General features: G+C 39.5%; 16 protein-coding genes, 2 pseudogenes and 1 riboswitch. Of the genes and pseudogenes, 6 read left to right on the top strand and 12 right to left on the bottom strand.

Going from position 1 to position 19,400, the window contains the following annotated elements; all coding sequences use genetic code 11:
* Positions 1-29: 29 nt before the first annotated feature.
* Positions 30-323, top strand: coding sequence for an SDR family oxidoreductase (locus AWM76_RS08475; RefSeq protein ID WP_003141714.1), 294 nt, complete (start codon positions 30-32; stop codon positions 321-323).
* Between the two features lie 138 nt (positions 324-461).
* Here the strand turns inward: AWM76_RS08475 and AWM76_RS08480 are convergent, their stop codons facing one another.
* Positions 462-1,643, bottom strand: a complete 1,182-nt coding sequence (locus tag AWM76_RS08480) for a cation:proton antiporter (protein WP_003141716.1) — start codon at positions 1,641-1,643, stop codon at positions 462-464.
* Between the two features lie 47 nt (positions 1,644-1,690).
* A riboswitch (Fluoride riboswitch) is annotated at positions 1,691-1,787 on the bottom strand.
* 486 nt (positions 1,788-2,273) lie between these two features.
* Between AWM76_RS08480 and gpmA the strand changes: the two genes are divergently transcribed.
* Positions 2,274-2,963 carry a 2,3-diphosphoglycerate-dependent phosphoglycerate mutase gene (gene gpmA / locus AWM76_RS08485; protein WP_039935029.1) on the top strand — a complete coding sequence of 230 codons (690 nt, stop codon included), beginning with the start codon at positions 2,274-2,276 and terminating at the stop codon, positions 2,961-2,963.
* 63 nt (positions 2,964-3,026) lie between these two features.
* Here the strand turns inward: gpmA and AWM76_RS08490 are convergent, their stop codons facing one another.
* From AWM76_RS08490 to budA, 5 genes and pseudogenes are all read right to left on the bottom strand, one after another.
* Positions 3,027-3,527, bottom strand: coding sequence for an SRPBCC domain-containing protein (locus tag AWM76_RS08490; protein ID WP_003141718.1), 501 nt, complete (start codon positions 3,525-3,527; stop codon positions 3,027-3,029).
* Positions 3,528-3,542: 15 nt separating this feature from the next.
* A pseudogene (locus tag AWM76_RS11025) lies at positions 3,543-4,016 on the bottom strand (VOC family protein).
* A 373-nt stretch (positions 4,017-4,389) separates the two neighbouring features.
* Positions 4,390-5,592, bottom strand: a complete 1,203-nt coding sequence (locus AWM76_RS08500; RefSeq protein ID WP_003141722.1) for a dicarboxylate/amino acid:cation symporter — start codon at positions 5,590-5,592, stop codon at positions 4,390-4,392.
* A 107-nt stretch (positions 5,593-5,699) separates the two neighbouring features.
* Positions 5,700-6,416 carry a M48 family metallopeptidase gene (locus AWM76_RS08505; protein ID WP_003141724.1) on the bottom strand — a complete coding sequence of 239 codons (717 nt, stop codon included), beginning with the start codon at positions 6,414-6,416 and terminating at the stop codon, positions 5,700-5,702.
* Between the two features lie 33 nt (positions 6,417-6,449).
* Entirely contained in the window at positions 6,450-7,154 is a 705-nt protein-coding gene (budA, locus tag AWM76_RS08510; protein ID WP_003141726.1) for an acetolactate decarboxylase, read from the bottom strand.
* 197 nt (positions 7,155-7,351) lie between these two features.
* Between budA and AWM76_RS08515 the strand changes: the two genes are divergently transcribed.
* The 3 genes from AWM76_RS08515 (at position 7,352) to AWM76_RS08525 (ending at position 10,936) form a co-directional block, all read left to right on the top strand.
* Positions 7,352-7,867, top strand: a complete 516-nt coding sequence (locus tag AWM76_RS08515; RefSeq protein ID WP_003141728.1) for a hypothetical protein — start codon at positions 7,352-7,354, stop codon at positions 7,865-7,867.
* A gap of 181 nt (positions 7,868-8,048) precedes the next feature.
* Complete coding sequence (locus AWM76_RS08520) at positions 8,049-9,389, top strand: APC family permease (protein ID WP_039935035.1); 1,341 nt, start codon at positions 8,049-8,051, stop codon at positions 9,387-9,389.
* 242 nt (positions 9,390-9,631) lie between these two features.
* Positions 9,632-10,936, top strand: a complete 1,305-nt coding sequence (locus tag AWM76_RS08525) for an ISL3 family transposase (protein WP_060779393.1) — start codon at positions 9,632-9,634, stop codon at positions 10,934-10,936.
* Positions 10,937-11,868: 932 nt separating this feature from the next.
* On the opposite strand, the gene AWM76_RS08535 is transcribed toward AWM76_RS08525, so the two are convergent.
* The 4 genes and pseudogenes from AWM76_RS08535 to gap form a co-directional block, all read right to left on the bottom strand.
* Positions 11,869-13,959, bottom strand: coding sequence for a heavy metal translocating P-type ATPase (locus AWM76_RS08535; RefSeq protein WP_003143289.1), 2,091 nt, complete (start codon positions 13,957-13,959; stop codon positions 11,869-11,871).
* 138 nt (positions 13,960-14,097) lie between these two features.
* The gene (tcrZ, locus tag AWM76_RS08540; protein WP_002294571.1) at positions 14,098-14,304 is read right to left on the bottom strand and encodes a copper chaperone TcrZ; all 207 of its coding nucleotides are present in this window, start codon (positions 14,302-14,304) and stop codon (positions 14,098-14,100) included.
* Positions 14,305-14,306: 2 nt separating this feature from the next.
* Positions 14,307-14,528: pseudogene (locus AWM76_RS08545) on the bottom strand (HAD family hydrolase); the annotation flags it as partial.
* Between the two features lie 274 nt (positions 14,529-14,802).
* Positions 14,803-15,804, bottom strand: a complete 1,002-nt coding sequence (gene gap / locus AWM76_RS08550; protein WP_060779394.1) for a type I glyceraldehyde-3-phosphate dehydrogenase — start codon at positions 15,802-15,804, stop codon at positions 14,803-14,805.
* Between the two features lie 1,078 nt (positions 15,805-16,882).
* On the opposite strand from gap, the gene AWM76_RS10915 reads away from it, so the two are divergent.
* A complete protein-coding gene (locus tag AWM76_RS10915; protein WP_060779395.1) occupies positions 16,883-17,182 on the top strand; it encodes a helix-turn-helix domain-containing protein in 300 nt (99 codons plus the stop codon).
* Between the two features lie 255 nt (positions 17,183-17,437).
* Here the strand turns inward: AWM76_RS10915 and AWM76_RS08560 are convergent, their stop codons facing one another.
* Positions 17,438-17,764, bottom strand: a complete 327-nt coding sequence (locus AWM76_RS08560) for a transposase family protein (RefSeq protein ID WP_060779396.1) — start codon at positions 17,762-17,764, stop codon at positions 17,438-17,440.
* A 304-nt stretch (positions 17,765-18,068) separates the two neighbouring features.
* Positions 18,069-19,304, bottom strand: a complete 1,236-nt coding sequence (locus tag AWM76_RS08565; protein ID WP_060779397.1) for an RNA-guided endonuclease TnpB family protein — start codon at positions 19,302-19,304, stop codon at positions 18,069-18,071.
* Positions 19,305-19,400 lie beyond the last annotated feature (96 nt).

A 19,400-nucleotide genomic window follows, 5' to 3' on the forward strand; every position in this document is an offset into this window, starting at 1 on the left:
AAAATCTAAACATTTAAATACCTATAGATATGCCTTCGGTTTTAGCCTTCTCAATCATTCCCTTAGTTGCGGGAACGACATATGTTGCGTCTAAACACGCTGTGTCTGCTATGACAAAATCAACTGCCTTCATGCATACCAACAACAAAATTCGTGTTAACAGTATCGCCCCAGGTGCCATCGCTACAAATATTGCCTCAACGATGACCAACTTAAATGACTTTGGGAACGCTCGGATTGGTGCCGTCAGCGCCTTAAACCTAGGTGTTGGTCAACCCGAAGATATCGCCCGCCAATGGAGCAGTATTCTTAGCATCAGATGACGCTAAATTGATCAAAGGTGATATTATCACTGTAGATGGTGGCTTCACGGCACCATTCTAAAATAAATAAATTTTCCGTAAAAAAAGCTGGTCCTCATTTTTTTGAGAGCCAGCTTTTATTTGTTTTTATATCCTTATTTATCGATCATCACGCAATAGTCGATTATGGGTTTGGTCGATTAAGACAGCACCAAGCGGTGCGGTGACTAAGATGGCAACGACTGAGATGGTTAAAATGATTTGACCATTCGGCAAGCCCATCGCTAAGGGCACAGCGCCTATGGCTGCTTGTACTGTGGCTTTTGGAAGGTAGGCAAAGACGGCGAATGCTTTTTCCTCTTTGTTTAATTGAGTGCCTAAAACAGATAAAAGTACACCAAGTCCTCTAAATACCAACAACAAGACAATTAACACTACTGCAATGAGTCCTGAATCTTTGACGGATTCGATGGACATGCTGGCACCAACTAACACGAATAGGATAATTTCAAAGACTTGCCATAAATGATTAAAACCTACTTGAACAGATTTGGCTTGAACTGGATTGACGCGAAGCATCATAAAGCCCATTGCCATCACAGCAAGTAAGGCTGAGAAGCCAATTGGTCCTGTCATGGCTTTTTCAATCCCATCAAATAACATGGCCATCCCAAAGGATAAGATGACTGGATAGCCACCTGATAATTGATATTTTTCAATAGCTAGTGACAGTAGCCAACCCACCAATAATCCCCCAGCGATCCCTAATATGATAGAAGTTGGCATAGATAGCATGCTTAACCAATGGAATTCACCGGTTTGAGCAAGGGCTATTAAGGCAGTGAATATGATGATGACGAAGATATCATCCATAGAAGAGCCCGCTAGAATCATTTGCGGCACCCCTTTTTTCTTGCCATATCCCTTACCCATTAAATCTAACATGCGGGCAACGACGACGGCTGGTGATGTGGCCGCGACAATAGCCCCTAGGATAGCTGCAGATAAGTATGACATCCCAAAGAATATTGGTGCCAAAATGATTGTCCCAATGATTTCTAGGGTAGCAGGTAGGAAGCTCATCAAGATGGCTGGGCGCCCTACTTTCTTCAAGTCCTGCAAATCGATATTTAAACCCGCTCTCAGTAAGATGATCATCAAGGCAATCCGTCTTAAATCACTGGCTATATCCAATGTACTTTGGTCAATTAGATTGAAAAATGATGGTCCCATGATTAAGCCAGCGATGATGTAGCCGATTAAACTAGGTAAATTCATCGCACTCAACAAGCGCCCCAATAAATACCCCACAACAATGATAAAACCTAACGATAGTAACATAATTTCCTCCTTTTGCAGGTACAAAAAAAACTGATACGCCTGCAGTTTTACTTGCAGAAGTCATCAGCTTTTCAGCGGTTCGGTATGGGATGGCCTAAAATCACCATCTACTTGACCAGGGAGAACCTCATTCCCTCTTTTTATGCTCTCTAAGCATACGCTTTTTTTCTGAAAAATACAAGGTATAAAATACACATATTATTATAGCCTTGAATGCAGTGAGCCCAGAATTAGCCAAGGTCTAATTCTTTGTCTGACAATTCATTCTGTAAGGGCTAAAGCGCATAGCAGTATGATATGGGTCAGTCAGCCTCTCTTCACTGCTAAATCATGCTAGGTGATTCAACCTCTTACTCATATATAAAGTACTACTCTCCATAATAACAATTAGTACTTTTCCAGAAAGGCAATCACCTGTTAATTCGCTAAACATAAAAAGGGTTATTTCCCATTACGACAAATTATAAAAAAATAGTGAGATTATCCTAAATACATAAAATAATCAACCAGACATTTTCGCTTGTTATTAAAGAAGTTGAGGTGTCTTTTCTTGCTATCATTTTTACTCGGGTGTATATTATAGGTGCTCCTAAAAATAAAAAGACAGTACCCTTGAAAGGATGGAGAAAGATGGCCAAATTAGTATTTATCCGCCACGGACAAAGTGAATTGAATTTACAAAATGTGTTTACCGGATGGTTAGATCCGGCTTTAAGTCCTCTGGGAGTGGAGGAAGCTAAGGCTGCTGGTCTAGCGCTTAAAAAAGAAGGTTTAACTTTTGATGTTGTACACACTTCCCTACTAGCACGTGCGATTCAAACAACTTTTTATACGCTAGATAATTTAGACCAACTTTACTTACCAGTCTACAAACATTGGCGGTTAAACGAACGTCATTACGGTGCGCTTCAAGGTTTGAATAAGGCAGAAACGGCCGCTATTCACGGTGAAGACCAAGTGCATATCTGGCGCCGTTCTTATGATGTCCGCCCGCCTCAAGCGACTGCCAATACTTTTGACCGCCGCTACCAAGACCTTGATATCGACCATTTATTAGCTGGCGAAAGTTTAAAAGACACTTTAAACCGGACCATGCCTTATTGGGAAGACCATATTGCAGCTGATCTAAAAGAAGGCAAAAATGTCCTTGTTGTCGCTCATGGTAACAGTTTGCGCTCATTAACCAAATACTTGGAGGGTATTTCTGATGAAGATATTCCTAACTTAGAAATCGCAACCGGTGAACCCATTATCTATGACGTTGACAAAAAGCTTCATATCTCAAACAAAAAAATCTTAACGAAACACATCGCCAAATAACATGTCATCACATGCAAATAAATAGCTTAGAAGTCTGGAACATTGTATCCCTCGACTTCCAAGCTATTTTTCTTCTTTAAATTTTTCTTCTTTAAATTGTGTTTCATAAACTTGCGTTAACTCAGCCAATTCATCTGGCAATGGCCATTGTGGTGGTTGACCGTTCATGATTTGCACGAATACATTTAAGCAATTATGCCAACCTGTAGCCGTTTGCACTACCCAGGCAAGGTCCGAAAATGTATGGTTAAAATGTAATCTAGCACCAGATGCCGTTTCAGAAATCTCCATACGTATCACATCGCGCCCATCTTCGATAAACTCAAAACCATCTTCAAGTGAAAACTTAGTAATCACCCCTTGGTAAAGATTCCCTTCGCCGTCGTCAAATTTGATTAATCCGCCAACTTGGCCATCCATTTCCCCTGTTGCGAATGGATACCATTTTGAAAAAATGACCGGATCTGTCAAAGCGTCGAATACTGCCTCTTTTGACTGGTAAAAGCCCCTTTCAAAGTATAGTGAATACGAACTTTCGTTTTCAATTAATTGCCCAAATAGCATTGTGTTTCCTTTCCCTTACGCTAAATCTAATAGCCTTTGGATATCAATCTTCTTCATCTGCATAACGGCTTGAATTTGTGCTGGATTACGTTGTAACACTCCAATATTTGCCGACACAATTTGCCATGATAAACCATATCTATCTTTTACACAACCACACTGCTCAGCTTTAGAAACAACGGCATAATTTTCCCAGCAAAAATCTATTTCATCCTGACTCTCGCAAATTTAGCGTCAAAGATATCGGTTCATTAAATGGAAATATGGCCCGCCATCCAAAACAATATAAGGTTGGTTATTTAAAGTGAACTTTGCCGTAATAACTTTACCTGACATACCCTCAAAGTGTTCCTCAAAACTGGCATCACTGGCATCTGGATAGTATTCAATGTGCTGAATTTCTGAATTCGGAATCAAATCTACATAGAAGCGAATCGTCTCTTCACAATCGCCGTCACTAAACCATAAACAAGGTGCAATACGCTTCACGATAGCGCCTTCTCATTGGGTACTGGTCAGTCATACGTAACTAATACTTATATAGTTTACCACAAGAAAGTGAAAATTCGAACAGTCTATCCCCATTAGGCCTATCCCCCACTTTTTGAAAAATGACTCTTCGGCGTACGTATTACCTATCATTGCCTAAAATCTAGGAAGTGATACAGGGCGTTTACGTCTTACTGAATATACAGTCAGCAAAACCTTCAGACCTTGGCGGTGGCCCACCTGTTGCATTCAAGGCAATGATAGGTATAGTGAAAGCCGAAATCTTTTAATCACTAAATTAAGTTAAACATTTTACTACACACCATTACATAAAAAAGAATCCAGCCTTTACACTGAATCCTTTAGAGTAAATCTATTTAGCTTGTGCTGCTTTTTTATCTTTTTTGTAGATGGCATCGACGATGACGGCAATGGCGTTGTCACCTGATACATTTGTTGCGGTACCAAATGAGTCTTGGGTGATATATAAAGAAATAGCTAATTGGTTGAAGGCTTCTGTTAAACCAACCATTGGTAAGAAAGGTAAAGCTGACATGATGGCCCCGCCTGGTGCACCTGGTGCAGCGACCATAGCGATGCCTAATACCATGATGAAGCCAGCCATTGTACCAATTGAGATTGGCATTGAGTACATCATTAAGATGGCTGTCACACAAGATATGATGGTAATCATTGAACCAGCTAGATGGATAGTGGCGCATAGTGGCACAACGAAGTTAGTAATTTGTTCAGAGACACCATTTTTCCGGGCAATTTCAACGTTTGTTGGAATGGTTGCGGCAGATGATTGGGTACCTGCAGCTGTTAACCAACCGGGAATTTGATTCTTCATCATTTGGATTGGGTTCTTACCGGCGTAAGCACCAACCACGGCGAACATGCAGGCTAGGTATAGTAAATGTAAGACGATGGCAGTGACTAATACCCGCCAAAAGACTGACATAACAGCAAATACCGAACCTGAATATGACATATCCGCAAAGTTGAAGAAGATATAGAATGGCAGGAATGGAATCACGACTGTTTGTAAGGTTAAATCGATGACCTTACCGAAGTCTGTAAAGACGTTTACCAAGGCTTCTCCACGTCCGCGAGCTCGTAGCCAAGAAATCCCTAAGCCTAACATAAAGGCGAAGATAATGGCTGCGGTAACTGAAAACATGGGTTCTAGACCCATTGAGAATAAGGCGGTTGCCCCTTCACCTGATTCTTGGATGGTATTTGCCAAGTCAGAGGTGATAAACATTGGGAATAATTTGCTGGCTACAGTATAGGCTAGGATACCGGCGACAATTGTTGACCCGTAGGAAATGCCTACGGTAATCCCTAAAAGTTTACCCGCACCTTCTGCTAGTTCGGCGATACCTGGAATAATCAGGCCAACGATCATCAAGGGGATGATGAAGGATAGGAATTCGGAGAATAATCCGGATAAAGTTTTTAATACTTGGAAGAAAATTTCTGGTAGAAAGCCAAATTGGCCGACGATGATCCCTAATATAATTGCAATTACTAATTTCAAGGCTAGCGGTATTTTAAACCCCTTCTTTGCCATATGAACAACTCCTCTAAATCATTTCTTTCTCAAAAAGAAAAAAGGCCCAAATCAACTTGGGGCTTAACTTATTTTTATGAGATTACTACTTCTATTTTAACAGATTTTTAATGAAATACACTAGGTAATTCCGATAAAATTGCATTCGCTTCTTGCCATTTCGGAAAATATTGGTCCATTAGCTGGTAGAAACGCTTGGTATGGTTGGTTTCTAGTAAATGTACCAATTCATGAACGACGACTGATTCCAGGCAAATTAATGGTGCAGTGACCAAGTTCAGATTAATCCAGATGCGTTTCTTCTGAATATTGCAGGTCCCCCACCTGGTTTTCATTTGCTTGACCCGAAATTCATTGGCCCATACGTCCATATGCGCCATCATTTTAGGCCCGGTAATAGCTAATTGGTCTTTCAATTCTTGTCTGTAGAAGCCCATCAAGACTTGTGCCCGCTCATCCTGGTCCATACCTGGTTTGACAGTTAAAACTAGCTGGTCATTCATTAAATGGCAAGATGTTGGCCCCGGTTTTTCGATGACTAATAAAGGATAGGACTGGCCCCATAAATAATGGTTTTCACCAGTTTCATAGTGTTTGACTTGGTCTTGATAGCGGTTAAGGATATCCGCCTGCATCCGCTCAATTTGGGCCAAGTTGCTTTCCACAAAGGCGACAATAGCAGCTTTACTAGCATATTTGGGTGCTGAAATGCGCAAGTCCCCATGCGGGGGGACGGCTTTTAAGGTCAAATTTTTATAGTTGGCCTGCTTGGTTACTTGAACAGGGTAGCCCGCGATGGTCATATCAATTTTAATAGCTAGCACCTCCTCTCGCGATTTTATGGCAAAATGACTACCTTATTCACTCTTGTTAATTTCTGCAATGAGGTTATCGTAATTGACTGTGGCATTCATGAAAGCTGCATTATCCGTTGCGAAATGCTGGTGGAAGTCGGTGACGGTTTGGACGGATACATCTGCATGATTAATCGTGTAATCAATGATGTGGCCACCAAAGTTCTTGTCTTCGCTGATAAAATGGCAATGAAAACCTTGTTTAACTACACCCTCAAATAGGTAGGGACCGTATATTCCTATGCAAGTACCCTTGACATTTTCTTGCTTGAATTCAGGTTGCTTGCGACTGGCTTCGATAAAACGCGGGTAAGGTTCTTCAACGCGCGGGATGACCCGAGTATGCATGAAATCAAAAGACCCTTCGATGCGGATGACTGAAAATGTCGATAAGGATTTCAATTTCCCTTTAAGGAACTGATGCCATTCACCTAAGGTAAATAATTGATTTACGGTGAAGGTTTGGTCTGGGGTAAAGTCAGTCACGGCTGCATACGGCACGGTTTCGTCCCCTTTTAAAACGACTAATTCGCCATTTTCCTTGGCTTGATATGCCTTACCGTCAATCACGATCAATTCCCCATCTAAATGGTCCATGGTGCCAATCCCATAATTGCCCTCTTTTAATAAATCTTCTATGGTCATCGACCCATCGAAAAAGCCCGCCATTAAGTCGCCCAATGTTTGATGTTGAAATAGTTTCGCCATATCTGTCTCCCCGTATCGCTTTCTGTGCACAGTTCATTTTCATATTATTTAAACGATGGCACTTCTTGTCATGTCCATACTACCTTTTTTACCCTCGTCTCGCAAGCAGTTGCGGGGGGTGCCTGCTTGAAATTGTTGACCCTTTTTCCTATACTTACTAGTACTTACAAGATAAAAAATTTGAGAGGAGTGGTTGGATGATTTCGCACGAATTGCCTTTGATGCCGATTGGCGAAGACGAAAAACGGTGGATGGCGGAAATTACGGGTGATGATGAGACGTTCGTCTTGAAGCGGGATTTTCAGCCTGAGATCAGGCCCGGCGTCTGGGAAATTTATGACGGTTGGTACCAAATTCACGGCCAATTTACTGGCATTTCACCTTTTGAGAAGGAATATGTTCTTGTGCAAAACGGGCAGATGACCCGCCACCTTGACTTTCGCTATATGATTAGTGCCCTACCGCAAATAAAGGCCTACGAAGACCAGCGAAAAGAACGGCTAGCATACCAAATCACCAAAATCCTGGATGAAATCTACGAAGCAGTACCCTACGACGGGGTTTCAGACGCCATTTTAAGCCAAAAAGAGGATATGTCGATGGTGGAAACATCTAGCGAATTGGTCAAAGGTCTAGCCAACATCTTGAAACAAAAAGATGACATCATCAAAAAATACCAGACATATTACGACCAAGCAGAAGACTTGTGGTAGATAGATAGGAGCTGCGACAAAAGTCGCTGCTCTAATCTTCCAAAGGTTCCTTTCTTGGTGCCGGCTCTTACACCTTAAAAAGCCGAACAATTATATGAAATAGTTCTTGACGAATCGTTTTTTCATCCCTAGAATGTATGGACGTATCACTGACAAAGGTCATTTAGGAGAATTAGAAAACATGGAAAAAACGGAATTGAAAAAAAGTGTCAGCGGCTTGACTGCGCTGACAGTATTAGTGGGTACTGTAATTGGAGCGGGGATCTTCTTTAAGCCTACAGCGGTGTATTCTGCTAGCGGGGCTCCGGGTGTTGGGCTGTTGGCTTGGTTTGTTGCCGGTATCATTACCATCACTGGTGGTCTGACTGTTGCTGAAATTGGCACGATTTACTCGGAATCGGGCGGATTAATGCTGTATATGGAAAAAGTATATGGAAAGATTTGGGGGTTTCTGGCTGGATGGGCACAGATGATTGTTTATTTCCCAGCAAACTTTGCGGCTTTGGCCATTATCTTTGCGACGCAAGTTATCAATCTTTTCGGGTTAAGCGATCAATTGATCATTCCCATTGCGATTGGGACCGCCCTCTTTATAGCCCTCATGAATTTTATGGGAACGAAGCATGGCAGCAGGATTCAAAATGTCGCTACTTTCCTGAAACTTATTCCTCTTTTTATTATCATTATTGCTGGGTTACTTTATCCTGGAGGAGGTCAACAGAGCCTTATGCCTTTTGTTTCAGAAGACCATTCTTTCCTGACTGCTCTTAGCTCAGCACTGGTTGCCACCCTTTTTGCTTATGATGGTTGGATGAACGTGGGGACGTTGGCGGGAGAGATGAAAAATCCCGGGAAGACATTGCCTCGTGTGATTGTCGGCGGACTCTCCATCGTGATGGCCGTTTATCTTGCAATCAATGTTGCCTATCTTTTTGTAGTCGATAGCGCTACTCTTGCAGGTACTGCTACCCCTGCAGCAGCTGTTGCTTCTAAACTGTTTCCAGGTATTGGCGGCAAATTAATCACGGTGGGAATCTTAATCTCTGTTTTTGGTGCAATGAATGGCTACTTCATTTCTGCTATGCGCATTCCCTATGTACTGGCAAAAAGAGGATTGCTTCCTTTTGCTGATTGGTTCGGTGTTTTGCATCCCAAAACTTATGTCCCAATGAATGGCGGCATAATGATTGTTTCTATCTCTGTCGTGATGATGCTGTCCGGTTCGTTCAATCAGCTGACTGATTTGATTGTATTCGTTATATGGATTTTCTCTACCATGACTTTCCTGGCAGTCATTATCCTGCGGAAAAGAAAACCCGCAATTGAGCGCTCTTACAAAGTGCCACTCTATCCCTTTATTCCGCTGGTAGCAATTGCAGGAGGCTTGTTTATTTTAGTGAGTACTTTGCTGACGCAGCCGTTCAACGCTTTATTGGGAATCGTCTTGACTCTGTTAGGTGTTCCTGTTTTCTTATATACTCAAAAAAATCAAAAAGCTCCCGTTTTAATTGAAGAAGAATAATATTGGCATAGATTATCGAACAAGCAGCCCCATATGGAAGCTGCTTGTTTTGCATTTTTTTGGGGTGGTTTATAGGGATTTGGGGAGGTTTGTATAGTACAGAACTTTTTTATGAGCTGTATCATACACATTTCCTAAAGAAATAAAAAAAGTCATTGGTTCTATATTTTTTTTACAAAAAAAGAGGAATCTCCATTATCATAAAGTTAACGACAACCATGATAAGATAGGAGATTCCCCGTATGAATAAGTTTATCAATACCACATTACAATTGAAAGATGAAAATATAATTTTCGAAGATAAAGTTGAAGAGATGATAGTTAAGAATATAAAATCACTGATCTATTTCGGCAAGTTAGATGTAAATCCTCAGTATTGTCCAGCCTGCGGCTGTGTGAAACGAGGAAATAGTATCGTTAAGAATGGATCTAAAAAATCAAGAATTACGCTAATAAAGATATCAGGGTTACCTGCTTACCTTGAATTAAGCAAGCAACGCTATCACTGTAGAGAATGCGATAGCTACTTCACTGCTAAATCAGAGATAGTCGGTGATAACTGTTTTATTTCTAAGCGCGTTAAACGGATGGTATTAGACTTTGCAACCAATGCGTTGACACTTAAACATATCGCAGAGACATGCAACGTTTCTGATCATACAGTTCAACGGGTAATTAATGGTGCTGGTAAAGACCTTAAACCTAGCATCTTCGATGCACTACCAGAGCATATTGCTTTCGATGAATTCAAAGGTGTAAAGCATGCCGAAGGAAATATGAGCTTTATGTTTATAGATAATACGAATTCACGTATTGTAGATGTGCTAGGAGATCGCAGAAAATTCAAGCTACGTGATTACTTTTTTGCCTATCCGTTGAAAACTCGTCAGAAAGTTCAAACAGTTACAATGGACATGTACATGCCTTATATGGAAGTCGTTAGAGAGGTATTTCCCAACGCCAAAATCATCATTGATCGTTTCCATTTAGTTCAAGCATTAAATCGAGAATTGAATAAGTTACGTATTGAAGTAATGAATGCCTTTAGAGTTCCTGACCATAGATTGTACAACAAGTATAAAAGGTATTGGCGACTATTCTTAATGCCCCGAGAAAACCTAAACTCATGGGATTATCAACCGTTTAAATTATTCGATTGGCTTACGAATACCGGTGGTATTTTAGATTATTTACTAGATAAGAACCCACTATTAAAAAACACCTATAATATCGTCCATAACTTGCGTGAAGCGCTTCAAGAGAATGACTCTGAAGTGTTTAAAGCTCAGTTAGCGCAGTCTAAGTTAGTTAAATTACCAAGCGGATTAAGTCGTGTGCTACGTAAATTTACCAAACTTCAAAGATATATTGGGCATACTTTCAAATACAACCACTTAACGAACGGCCGAATAGAAGGGTTGAATAATAAGATTAAGATCTTAAAACGAATAGCTTACGGATACCGAAACTTCCAAAATTTTAGAACTAGAATATTAATGACCAATAAACTATATCTAAATGAAATACCGGTAGTAGAAGCAGCCTAAGGGCTGCTTGATAATCACAAATTAAAGATAAAAAATGAATAATGGAAAAGAGTATAAAAAAACCAGGTAATCTAATGATTACCTGGCAGATATTACTCATCAGTCCTATTTGACGAAGAGCCATAGTTTTGGGAGTGTATTTTTTTGAGAGACCTTTTGTCCCAGCCTCTTTTACACTGGTTTCTCTGCGTACGAATTTATTACAAGTATTTTTATCAAAAGAATTAATTGTGCTATTAAGTTGATTAAACAAAAAGATTACACCTAGAAATCACTCTATAATTGTAGTGTCAGAACCAACATTAAAAAGAAACAAGATGTACTCAGTCGTATCATCAAAATTTCAAATTTTGAAAACTTATTACTTATTTTCCAAGCGTATTTGTTAGTGATTTAAAAGTCGTGGATTCACTTAGATGGAATAGCCTCTACATATTATTTTTGCATCGCTGGATATCAGTAAAGTATCACTGAACCATTAAGCCCTCTATATGTATAGAGGAAAAAATAGATTTGCCCATCATAGATAAATGTAGCTCGTTCTTCCTCAAAGGTAAGCTTTTATCAAGATAAATAAAAAGGCCATTGTGTTGAATCAATATGTAGTTGTTATTTTGAGGGTTTTTATATGAAATATCCACATCTACTGCACCCACGCAACAAGTGCGAGTTGCTCTAAGTGAAACAGTTATTATCGTACGACCTTTCTTCTTCATCCATTCCTGTACTGCCTCATCCACTTTAATAGATATAGCCATTTTTCTATCACTGTCCCTTTTTTAGAATAATCAGGATTTTATATCATTAAATCACAAATAATTTAGGCGTTAAAAGACACCAATATAATTTTCCTTATACAGCATACTGGCTGGTCTGACCCGATTCTGGAAGGGGGTCAAACCAGCCAGTGCTTTTTTCGTTCCTGCTTCGTTTTATTTCGGCTCTAATTTCAATGTCATAGCATTGATGGCAACAATAACGGTCGATAAGGACATGAGGACGGCGCCGAAGGCCGGACTCAAGGTAATGCCAATTGGTGCTAGTATTCCTGCAGCTATTGGGATTGCGATAAAGTTATACCCTGCTCCCCATACCAGATTTTGTTTCATTTTACTTGTTGTCTTGTTTGCTAACTCGATAAAGGATTCAATATCCCCTGGATCAGACTGAGTAAGGATAACATCCGCAGAATCCAAAGCTACTTGTGTGCCGGCACCAATTGCTATACCCACATCTGCCATCGCTAGAGACGGAGCGTCATTAACGCCGTCTCCCACCATGATGACTATTTTACCTTGATTTTTCATTGATTCTACTAAATTATATTTATCTTCTGGAGATTGATTGGCTCTATATTGAATCCCTAGAATTTCTGCAACTCCTTGTGCAGCTTCCTCGTTATCACCAGTAGCCATGAGTGGTTCAATTCCGTAATTTTTCAGTGCCTCGATCAAGTTTCTGCTGGTTTCTTTCAGTTCATCTCCCAATGCGACAGCGCCGATTGCTTCATTATTTTCTACAAGGATACTTAAAGTAGCGCCTTTCGGAGTATCCATACGCAATGCTTTTCCGTATGCCTTTTGGCTGATTAATTGATAGTGGTGGCCGTTCGCCTCCCCTTCTATTCCTGCTCCCGAAACGATTTCAATGGAGTCAAAGGAAACTGACTTAATGCCTTTCGCTTCAGCGTGGTTCACAATCGATTGGGCAATCGGGTGACTGGAGCCCGCCTCTATACCCGCCAACAAGCCTGTAATTTCTTCTTCAGAATATTTATCACTCAAAACAGTGACGTCCAACACTTTAAATTCACCAGTTGTTAAAGTACCTGTTTTATCCAATACCATAACATCCGCTTTAGTAGTTGCTTCCAAAGCTTCTCTATTTTTAACCAGTAATCCTCGGCTTGCACCCAAACTAGTACTACGTGATACTACCAAGGGAATAGCAAGACCCAAAGCATGTGGGCAGGCAATAACTAACGTAGTCACAGTAAAGATAACGGCTGTGGGTAGGTCCGCAATGATCATCCAGACTATTAGAGCGATTAAAGATACTACAACGGCAACGTAGAACAACCAGCTAGCTACTTTGTGAGCCACATTCTCTGCTCGAGATGGTTGGCTTTGTGCTTGGCTAATTAATGTTTGTACTTGTGAGATAAAGGACTTATCCCCTGTTTCTGTTACTTCTACATATAGGATACCACTACCATTTGTTGATCCACCAATGACTTGATCTTTAACATTCTTTTCGATTGGCTTAGATTCACCTGTTAAGAGGGCCTCGTTTACACGGGATTCTCCGCGAATAATGATACCATCAGCTGGAACATTTTCTCCTGCTTGAACACGGATAACATCTCCAACCTGAAGGTCAGACACAGGACGAGTCTCAATCGAATCGTCTTCTAAAACAACATGAGCATCTTTCGGCACCAACTCAGCCAATGCTTTTTGCGCGTCCCCTGCTTCACCCAATGCCTTCATTTCAATCCAGTGTCCTAATAACATGATTAAAATTAACGTTGTAAACTCAAAGAAGAAGTCCATGACATGTTCTCCAGTTACATATCGAGCGGCCACTGCGTAAACACTATAGGCATAAGAAACCGTTATTCCCAAAGTAATCAAGGACATCATGCCTGGAGCTTTTGAATTAAACTCATCTTTCGCACCCATGTAGAATGGTTTTCCGCCATAAATGTATAGAATTGTTGCCAATACAGCTGCTACAACGTCTGCATAAGGAAAGATAATTTGGAAAGGCAACTGAATATCCATCATAGGAGTAATGAGTAAGATTGCAATTCCTAATGGGAGTGACTTCAAGAAAATCTCCTTAAAGCTACCGTGATGGTGGTGGGCATGCCCTCCCATTGCGCCATGCCCACTGTGGTCATGACCAGCATGATGATCGTGATGCCCCCCGTGATGTTCCATTTCATTATGGTCGTGTTTTGAGTGATCCATGTCGCCGTGATTATGATGACTATGTGACGAATGTTTTTTGTTATTGCTCATTTTTAATTCCTCCTTATTATATTAGAGACTGATTTTAAAGTTTTAGAACCCTCTCATCTAACACTGCATATAATTCTCATGAAAAGGGTTCTATACTTTATCTCTATCTACTATCTATGAATAAATGGTATTCGTACTTTATGCACTTAATACTGAATAGTTAGTTTCTGCTAAAGCAGCATTGAGCGTTTCGGTATCAATCTCTGTTTGACTTTCAAGTACTGCTTTTTTAGTCGCTAAATCAACCTCTACAGATTCAACCCCTTCAATAGCTGAAAATCTTTCTTGTACCGTGTTCGCACAACCTGCACATTTTACGCCATCTAATAAGACTTCTTTTTTCATTATTCTATTCCCCTTTTTTTATCTTCAGGTAATACTTCACTTAATACACTGTCTATACCCACTTGCTTAGCAATCGCTTTGGCTGTACGTTTGTTATCTCCAGTAATCATGATTACTTCAACACCGCGTCTTCTAAGTTCTTTAGCAGCCTTCATACTATTTTCCTTGAGTGTGTCAGCTACTGCGATAATTACAGCTAGTTCTCCATCAACAGAGAGATACATCTAATGCTATAACAATCGGTACGAAATATCCAGTAATGATATCGGCCATTCGAGCAATGGGTAATTTAGACCCTTGAGCATCTTCTACTAAACCATTATTTCTCACTTCCCTTTTGCGTTTACAAAAGTAACCCACAACCGTAGTCTACACTCGTAAACTATGGTTGTCAAGGAATTTTTATTGCGTCTCATATAAAGCATTAAAAATACCTATCTACCTTTAGATGATACACGTACCTTCCATATAAATACCAGGAATCAGATGAATAAGGAGTTAAACCAACTTCGAAAAGTGTTCTACAAGACGGATCATATTGCTTACAAAGCCATATTCGTTATCGTACCAAGCAACTGTTTTAACCAATTGTCCCCCATTTGCATCTAATACTTCTGTTAACGTTGCATCAAAAACGGATCCATGTGTAGTCCCCACGACATCGGAGGAAACAATTTCATCCTCAGTGTACCCATATGAATCATTCGCGGCTGCCTTCATCACTTCGTTAATCTGATCAACGGTTACCTCTCTATCCAACACCGAGAACAGTTCTACAAAGCCCGCAGTAATGACAGGAACCCGTGTGGTGGTACCCGTAATGATCCCTTTAACCTCTGGAATGACTTTTCCTAATGCGTTGGCAGCGCCAGTCGTAACAGGAATAACATTTTGAGCACCTGCGCGACTTTTACGTCCCCCGGGAGCATCTTGCATGTTTTGTGTCGCTGTATAGGCACGCGATCCTGTCATCAGGCCTCGTTGAATCCCAAACTCGTCCACTAATACTTTTGTCATTAAGGCTAAACCATTTGTCGTACAGGAAGCGGCGGAAATAATTTTGTCACTTGGACTCAAAATTTCTTGGTTTACACCAAAGACAACGACTTTCGTTTCTTCATCTTTAGTTGGTGCTGAAATAATTACTTTTTTAGCTCCAGCGTCTATGTGTGCCTGTGCTTTTTCATTAGTTGTGTAGAAGCCTGTACATTCCAAAACGATATCAATGTCCAAATCGGACCATGGTAGTTTTTTGGCATCCTTTTCTTCGAATGTTTTAACTTCTTTGCCATCAACCAGAATTGAATCGCCTCTTACCTCGATATCATAAGGGAAAATCCCATAGGCAGTATCGTATTTTAAAGAGTAGGCTAAATCCTCATTATTTGTTAAATCATTTACTGCAACAACCTGTAGTTCTGAGTCCCTCAACTCTTTAATACGGCGAAATGCTAAGCGTCCAATACGACCAAACCCATTAATTGCTATTTTAGTAGTCATTTAATCCCATTCCTTCTTTTTTTTATCTTGGCTACAACTGTAATCTTCTTAATGATTATATACTATAGTTATAAAATATAATTGTCAAGCTTTTTAATCCTTAGTTAAGAACAAAAAATTCGTTGTTCTTCAAAGACATTCTTTATCATAAATTTAGAATTTGTTTCATCGAAAGCCCAATTCGATAGGTCGAATCTAAATCTTACGTTAGTTTACGATTGTATTCCTTTGTATGCTCGCAGCCTATTCAGGTAAACAAATCACGTCAATAGTTCTTTTTTGTTTAGTGAGCTCTACTTTGTTCGACACAAACGACGAAAAAAACTGCTTGATCTTGCCTAAAAATGGGATCAAAACGGCTGCGTTTTGAATGGGTTTATCAGGGGTATTAGTGGGTCAGTGTATGCTGAAGAACAATGTTGTTAAAAGTTTAATTTAAGGTTTTATAGTAGCCATATATCAGTATCTTTTTAATCTCTATTCTCCAGTGGATTCAATGTTGGCTAATGTAATATTTCTTGTGGTAATAGTATTAGTTTGTTCTTATTTTTTAAAGGATAACGACAACAAATAAAAATGATAAAAATTCGTAAATTAAGAGGTGTTCATGGCTTTTTAGATATGTTTGCATAAAAAATACCTTATAACAGTTTTAAAACGCCTATAACCCCCTAAAATTTCGATTTAAAAGGTAGTTAGTGTGATTTAAATCATATTAGATAAAATTATAGCTAAATAAGCAAAACATGTTACCTATACCCTTTAATTTTCTTCTGAGCGTATTTCAGGGGTTTGTTAAGGGTGTTAACCCTTGACCATGCGTTAGCATGCTAGTAAATGCAGAAATTTATCCGAGATTACTTAGATTTTCAAACATTCTCATATAACGATCCCACTTTTTTTGAAAATAAGGGGTTTAAGGGGCTTTGCCCCTTTTTTTAATGGCTTGCGTCAGCCAGGTTGAATCTCAACCCGAAAACTGAACACTCAAAAAAAAGAGTGTTGTAAGTTTTCGGGTTATTTTTATGCAAAATTTTCGGTATACTCTATTTGAGTTATACAGAAGGGAGTGGACAGGATGAGTAAAAAGATATATAGCCAAGCTGAGATTCAAGCTTTAAGAAACAATCCTAATGTGAAAAGTGTGACAGAGAAAAGTATTACCTATTCATCAGAATTCAAAATAAAGGCCATTAAACAAAGCAAACAAGGCATGAAATCTACTCAGATATTTGAACTTGCTGGACTTCCTTCTCATTTAATCGGAAAAGGAAAATCCGATCAATCACTATCACGTTGGAAAAGATTATATAAAGATCATGGAGAAGATGTATTGTTACAAGAGAATCGTGGTTCAAAAAATAATGGTCCCTATTGACCAAGAGAACAATTATCGTTACAAGAGGCGCTAGACAAAGCAAATGCCCGTATAGCCTATCTAGAGGGGAATCTTGAACTAGTAAAAAAATTAGAACAGCACGAGAGGAGCGTGAAAAACGACAAAAGAAACGACTTAAGTAAACAAGAACGCTTTAGATTAATTAACCAAATTATTCGTGAGAATCAACTTGCTGGAATGGTGAATCATTTATACGACCTTGCAGGGGTAAGTAAAAGCGGCTACTATTACTGGCTAAATAGTAGCGATAAAAGTTTGTGCACAGTGTTTACAATAAAAGCGTTGCTTCTGTAATTTAAGTAAAACAGGATTAGTAGCTGTGTTCGGTAATCGAATGATAGCTGGTTTAAAGCCATGTTTGATGGTATCTTGATTACCAGTATTCTTTACACCACAGTGCATACAAGCCTTAGGCTTGTATGTAAGAACCCCATGTAAAACAAAATGATTTATTTCATGATACTTTTCAAGTGGCAACAGATGCATAGATTTTGGTATTGTAATATCAATATTATTGTCGTAAATACCGCAAAGTTGTTTTATAATAGATGTATGGGACATGATTTTTCCTTCTTTCTGTATTCGTAGTGGTTTACATGCATTAAGGATATCATGTCCTTTTTGCGTACACAAAAATAGTGTCAATGAGATTCAACATGAAATCTCACCAACACTATTTATTATAGAACCAAAAATGTGAGGTCCGTCTTATCAACTACTCTCTGTTAAAACAGAGAGTTTGTCCTAAACATGGTGGTTGTACAAACGATATAATATCTCCAACCGTTTAAAGACACTAAGGGATGGTTGACTGGCACCCCATCAGTAAGCGGTCTGTAGACACTTACCGAATATTGTTTTACGTTTAATAATTTTGTATTGGCACAACTTTTTCAAACCGCGGGTTTTTCTCACTCGACAGATATCGGTGACCCAATTCTTGAATGTTGATAGCTGCCACACGGTCATCATTTGATTGATACCCACAATTTTGACAAGTAAACAAGTGCTTATCTTGTTGTCTATTAGCTCTATCAATTGATTCGCATTTCGGACAACGTTGGGACGTAAATTGTGCGGATACTTTTAAAACTTGCGAACCACTTTCTAAAGCTTTATACATTAACTTTTCTTCAAAATCGAAGAATCGCCAAGAATGGTGTTCATACCGTGCATCTTGCTTACGGTGGTGAGTCGTGTTAAAAGTAACGTTCGTAAGATCTTCCACCACAAACAAGGTATTGGCCCCGTATCGGTCAACGAGTGTCTTTGATAATTGATGGTTCACATCATTCATCCAGCGGTTCTCTCGTCTTTCAATTGTTTTAAGGCGTCTACGAATTGATTTGGTGTTCTTCGCTTGTAAGGACTGGCGCAATTCCTTAAAACGCCGTCTTTTCTTCATCAAGCTTTTACCCGAATAGAAGGTAGTATGAGCTGTATCATCCGCAATAGTTAGTATCTGTCTTAAACCACGGTCAATGCCTTCAATACGTTGAATATTCGTTTCATCTGAGCTGTCTATCTCTTTACTTGCGGACACGTGTAAGAACCACTTACCCTTACGACAGCGTAATTCAGCTTGACCGAACTTGTAAGCATTCTGGCTAAATTGTTGAAGATAAGCGATATGTTGCTTATCACAAGACACTTTAATTCGTCCTTGATTGGTCGTCAGTGAATAGGTATTGTTTTGGTGATAAGCGTAGTTACGATTACGTACGAACACAGCGACTGGTTGCTTAAACCCTAGGGGTTTCGTTAAATGGTAAAGGTCTTTATATAGGGTATGATATTTACCTGTATGGATATCTTTATAACGCTTAGGTTTTTGTATAAACTGTGTTTTCACGGTCTTATATCTCGCGATTACCGTACGCATCACGGACTGGGCCATTTGAGATTGCAGCCCAAAATCCTGACGTATCTGATGATACAAGGCGTTGTGCAAAGTCGTTTGACCTAATTCAAAGTCATGGTCAAAGATATATGTCGAAACAAAATTACAAGCGTTTAAAAACTGTTGTTGAGTTTCTTCGAACTTTTCAATATCACTAGCACTTGGGTATAATTGCACTTTAATCGTTTTCGTTAACTGCATCTTATCCGCTCTTTTCTCTTAAATACATTATACTAGCTATTTAGAGGAAACATAAACGATAACCTAGTAAAATCAACAAAAAGAGCTGTCTATTTC

The sequence above is a fragment of the Aerococcus viridans genome, from assembly GCF_001543285.1.
In the GTDB taxonomy this organism is placed as follows: domain Bacteria; phylum Bacillota; class Bacilli; order Lactobacillales; family Aerococcaceae; genus Aerococcus; species Aerococcus viridans.

What these genes read in the sequence shown, in the direction of transcription:
- tcrZ (WP_002294571.1), bottom strand. Translation starts at nt 14,304, where the DNA reads ATGAAAAAAGAAGTCTTATTAGATGGCGTAAAATGTGCAGGTTGTGCG.
- gpmA (WP_039935029.1), top strand. Translation starts at nt 2,274, where the DNA reads ATGGCCAAATTAGTATTTATCCGCCACGGACAAAGTGAATTGAATTTA.
- AWM76_RS08480 (WP_003141716.1), bottom strand. Translation starts at nt 1,643, where the DNA reads ATGTTACTATCGTTAGGTTTTATCATTGTTGTGGGGTATTTATTGGGG.
- AWM76_RS08475 (WP_003141714.1), top strand. Translation starts at nt 30, where the DNA reads ATGCCTTCGGTTTTAGCCTTCTCAATCATTCCCTTAGTTGCGGGAACG.
- AWM76_RS08525 (WP_060779393.1), top strand. Translation starts at nt 9,632, where the DNA reads ATGAATAAGTTTATCAATACCACATTACAATTGAAAGATGAAAATATA.
- budA (WP_003141726.1), bottom strand. Translation starts at nt 7,154, where the DNA reads ATGGCGAAACTATTTCAACATCAAACATTGGGCGACTTAATGGCGGGC.
- AWM76_RS10915 (WP_060779395.1), top strand. Translation starts at nt 16,883, where the DNA reads ATGAGTAAAAAGATATATAGCCAAGCTGAGATTCAAGCTTTAAGAAAC.
- AWM76_RS08565 (WP_060779397.1), bottom strand. Translation starts at nt 19,304, where the DNA reads ATGCAGTTAACGAAAACGATTAAAGTGCAATTATACCCAAGTGCTAGT.
- AWM76_RS08500 (WP_003141722.1), bottom strand. Translation starts at nt 5,592, where the DNA reads ATGGCAAAGAAGGGGTTTAAAATACCGCTAGCCTTGAAATTAGTAATT.
- AWM76_RS08520 (WP_039935035.1), top strand. Translation starts at nt 8,049, where the DNA reads ATGGAAAAAACGGAATTGAAAAAAAGTGTCAGCGGCTTGACTGCGCTG.
- AWM76_RS08515 (WP_003141728.1), top strand. Translation starts at nt 7,352, where the DNA reads ATGATTTCGCACGAATTGCCTTTGATGCCGATTGGCGAAGACGAAAAA.
- gap (WP_060779394.1), bottom strand. Translation starts at nt 15,804, where the DNA reads ATGACTACTAAAATAGCAATTAATGGGTTTGGTCGTATTGGACGCTTA.
- AWM76_RS08560 (WP_060779396.1), bottom strand. Translation starts at nt 17,764, where the DNA reads ATGTCCCATACATCTATTATAAAACAACTTTGCGGTATTTACGACAAT.
- AWM76_RS08490 (WP_003141718.1), bottom strand. Translation starts at nt 3,527, where the DNA reads ATGCTATTTGGGCAATTAATTGAAAACGAAAGTTCGTATTCACTATAC.
- AWM76_RS08535 (WP_003143289.1), bottom strand. Translation starts at nt 13,959, where the DNA reads ATGAGCAATAACAAAAAACATTCGTCACATAGTCATCATAATCACGGC.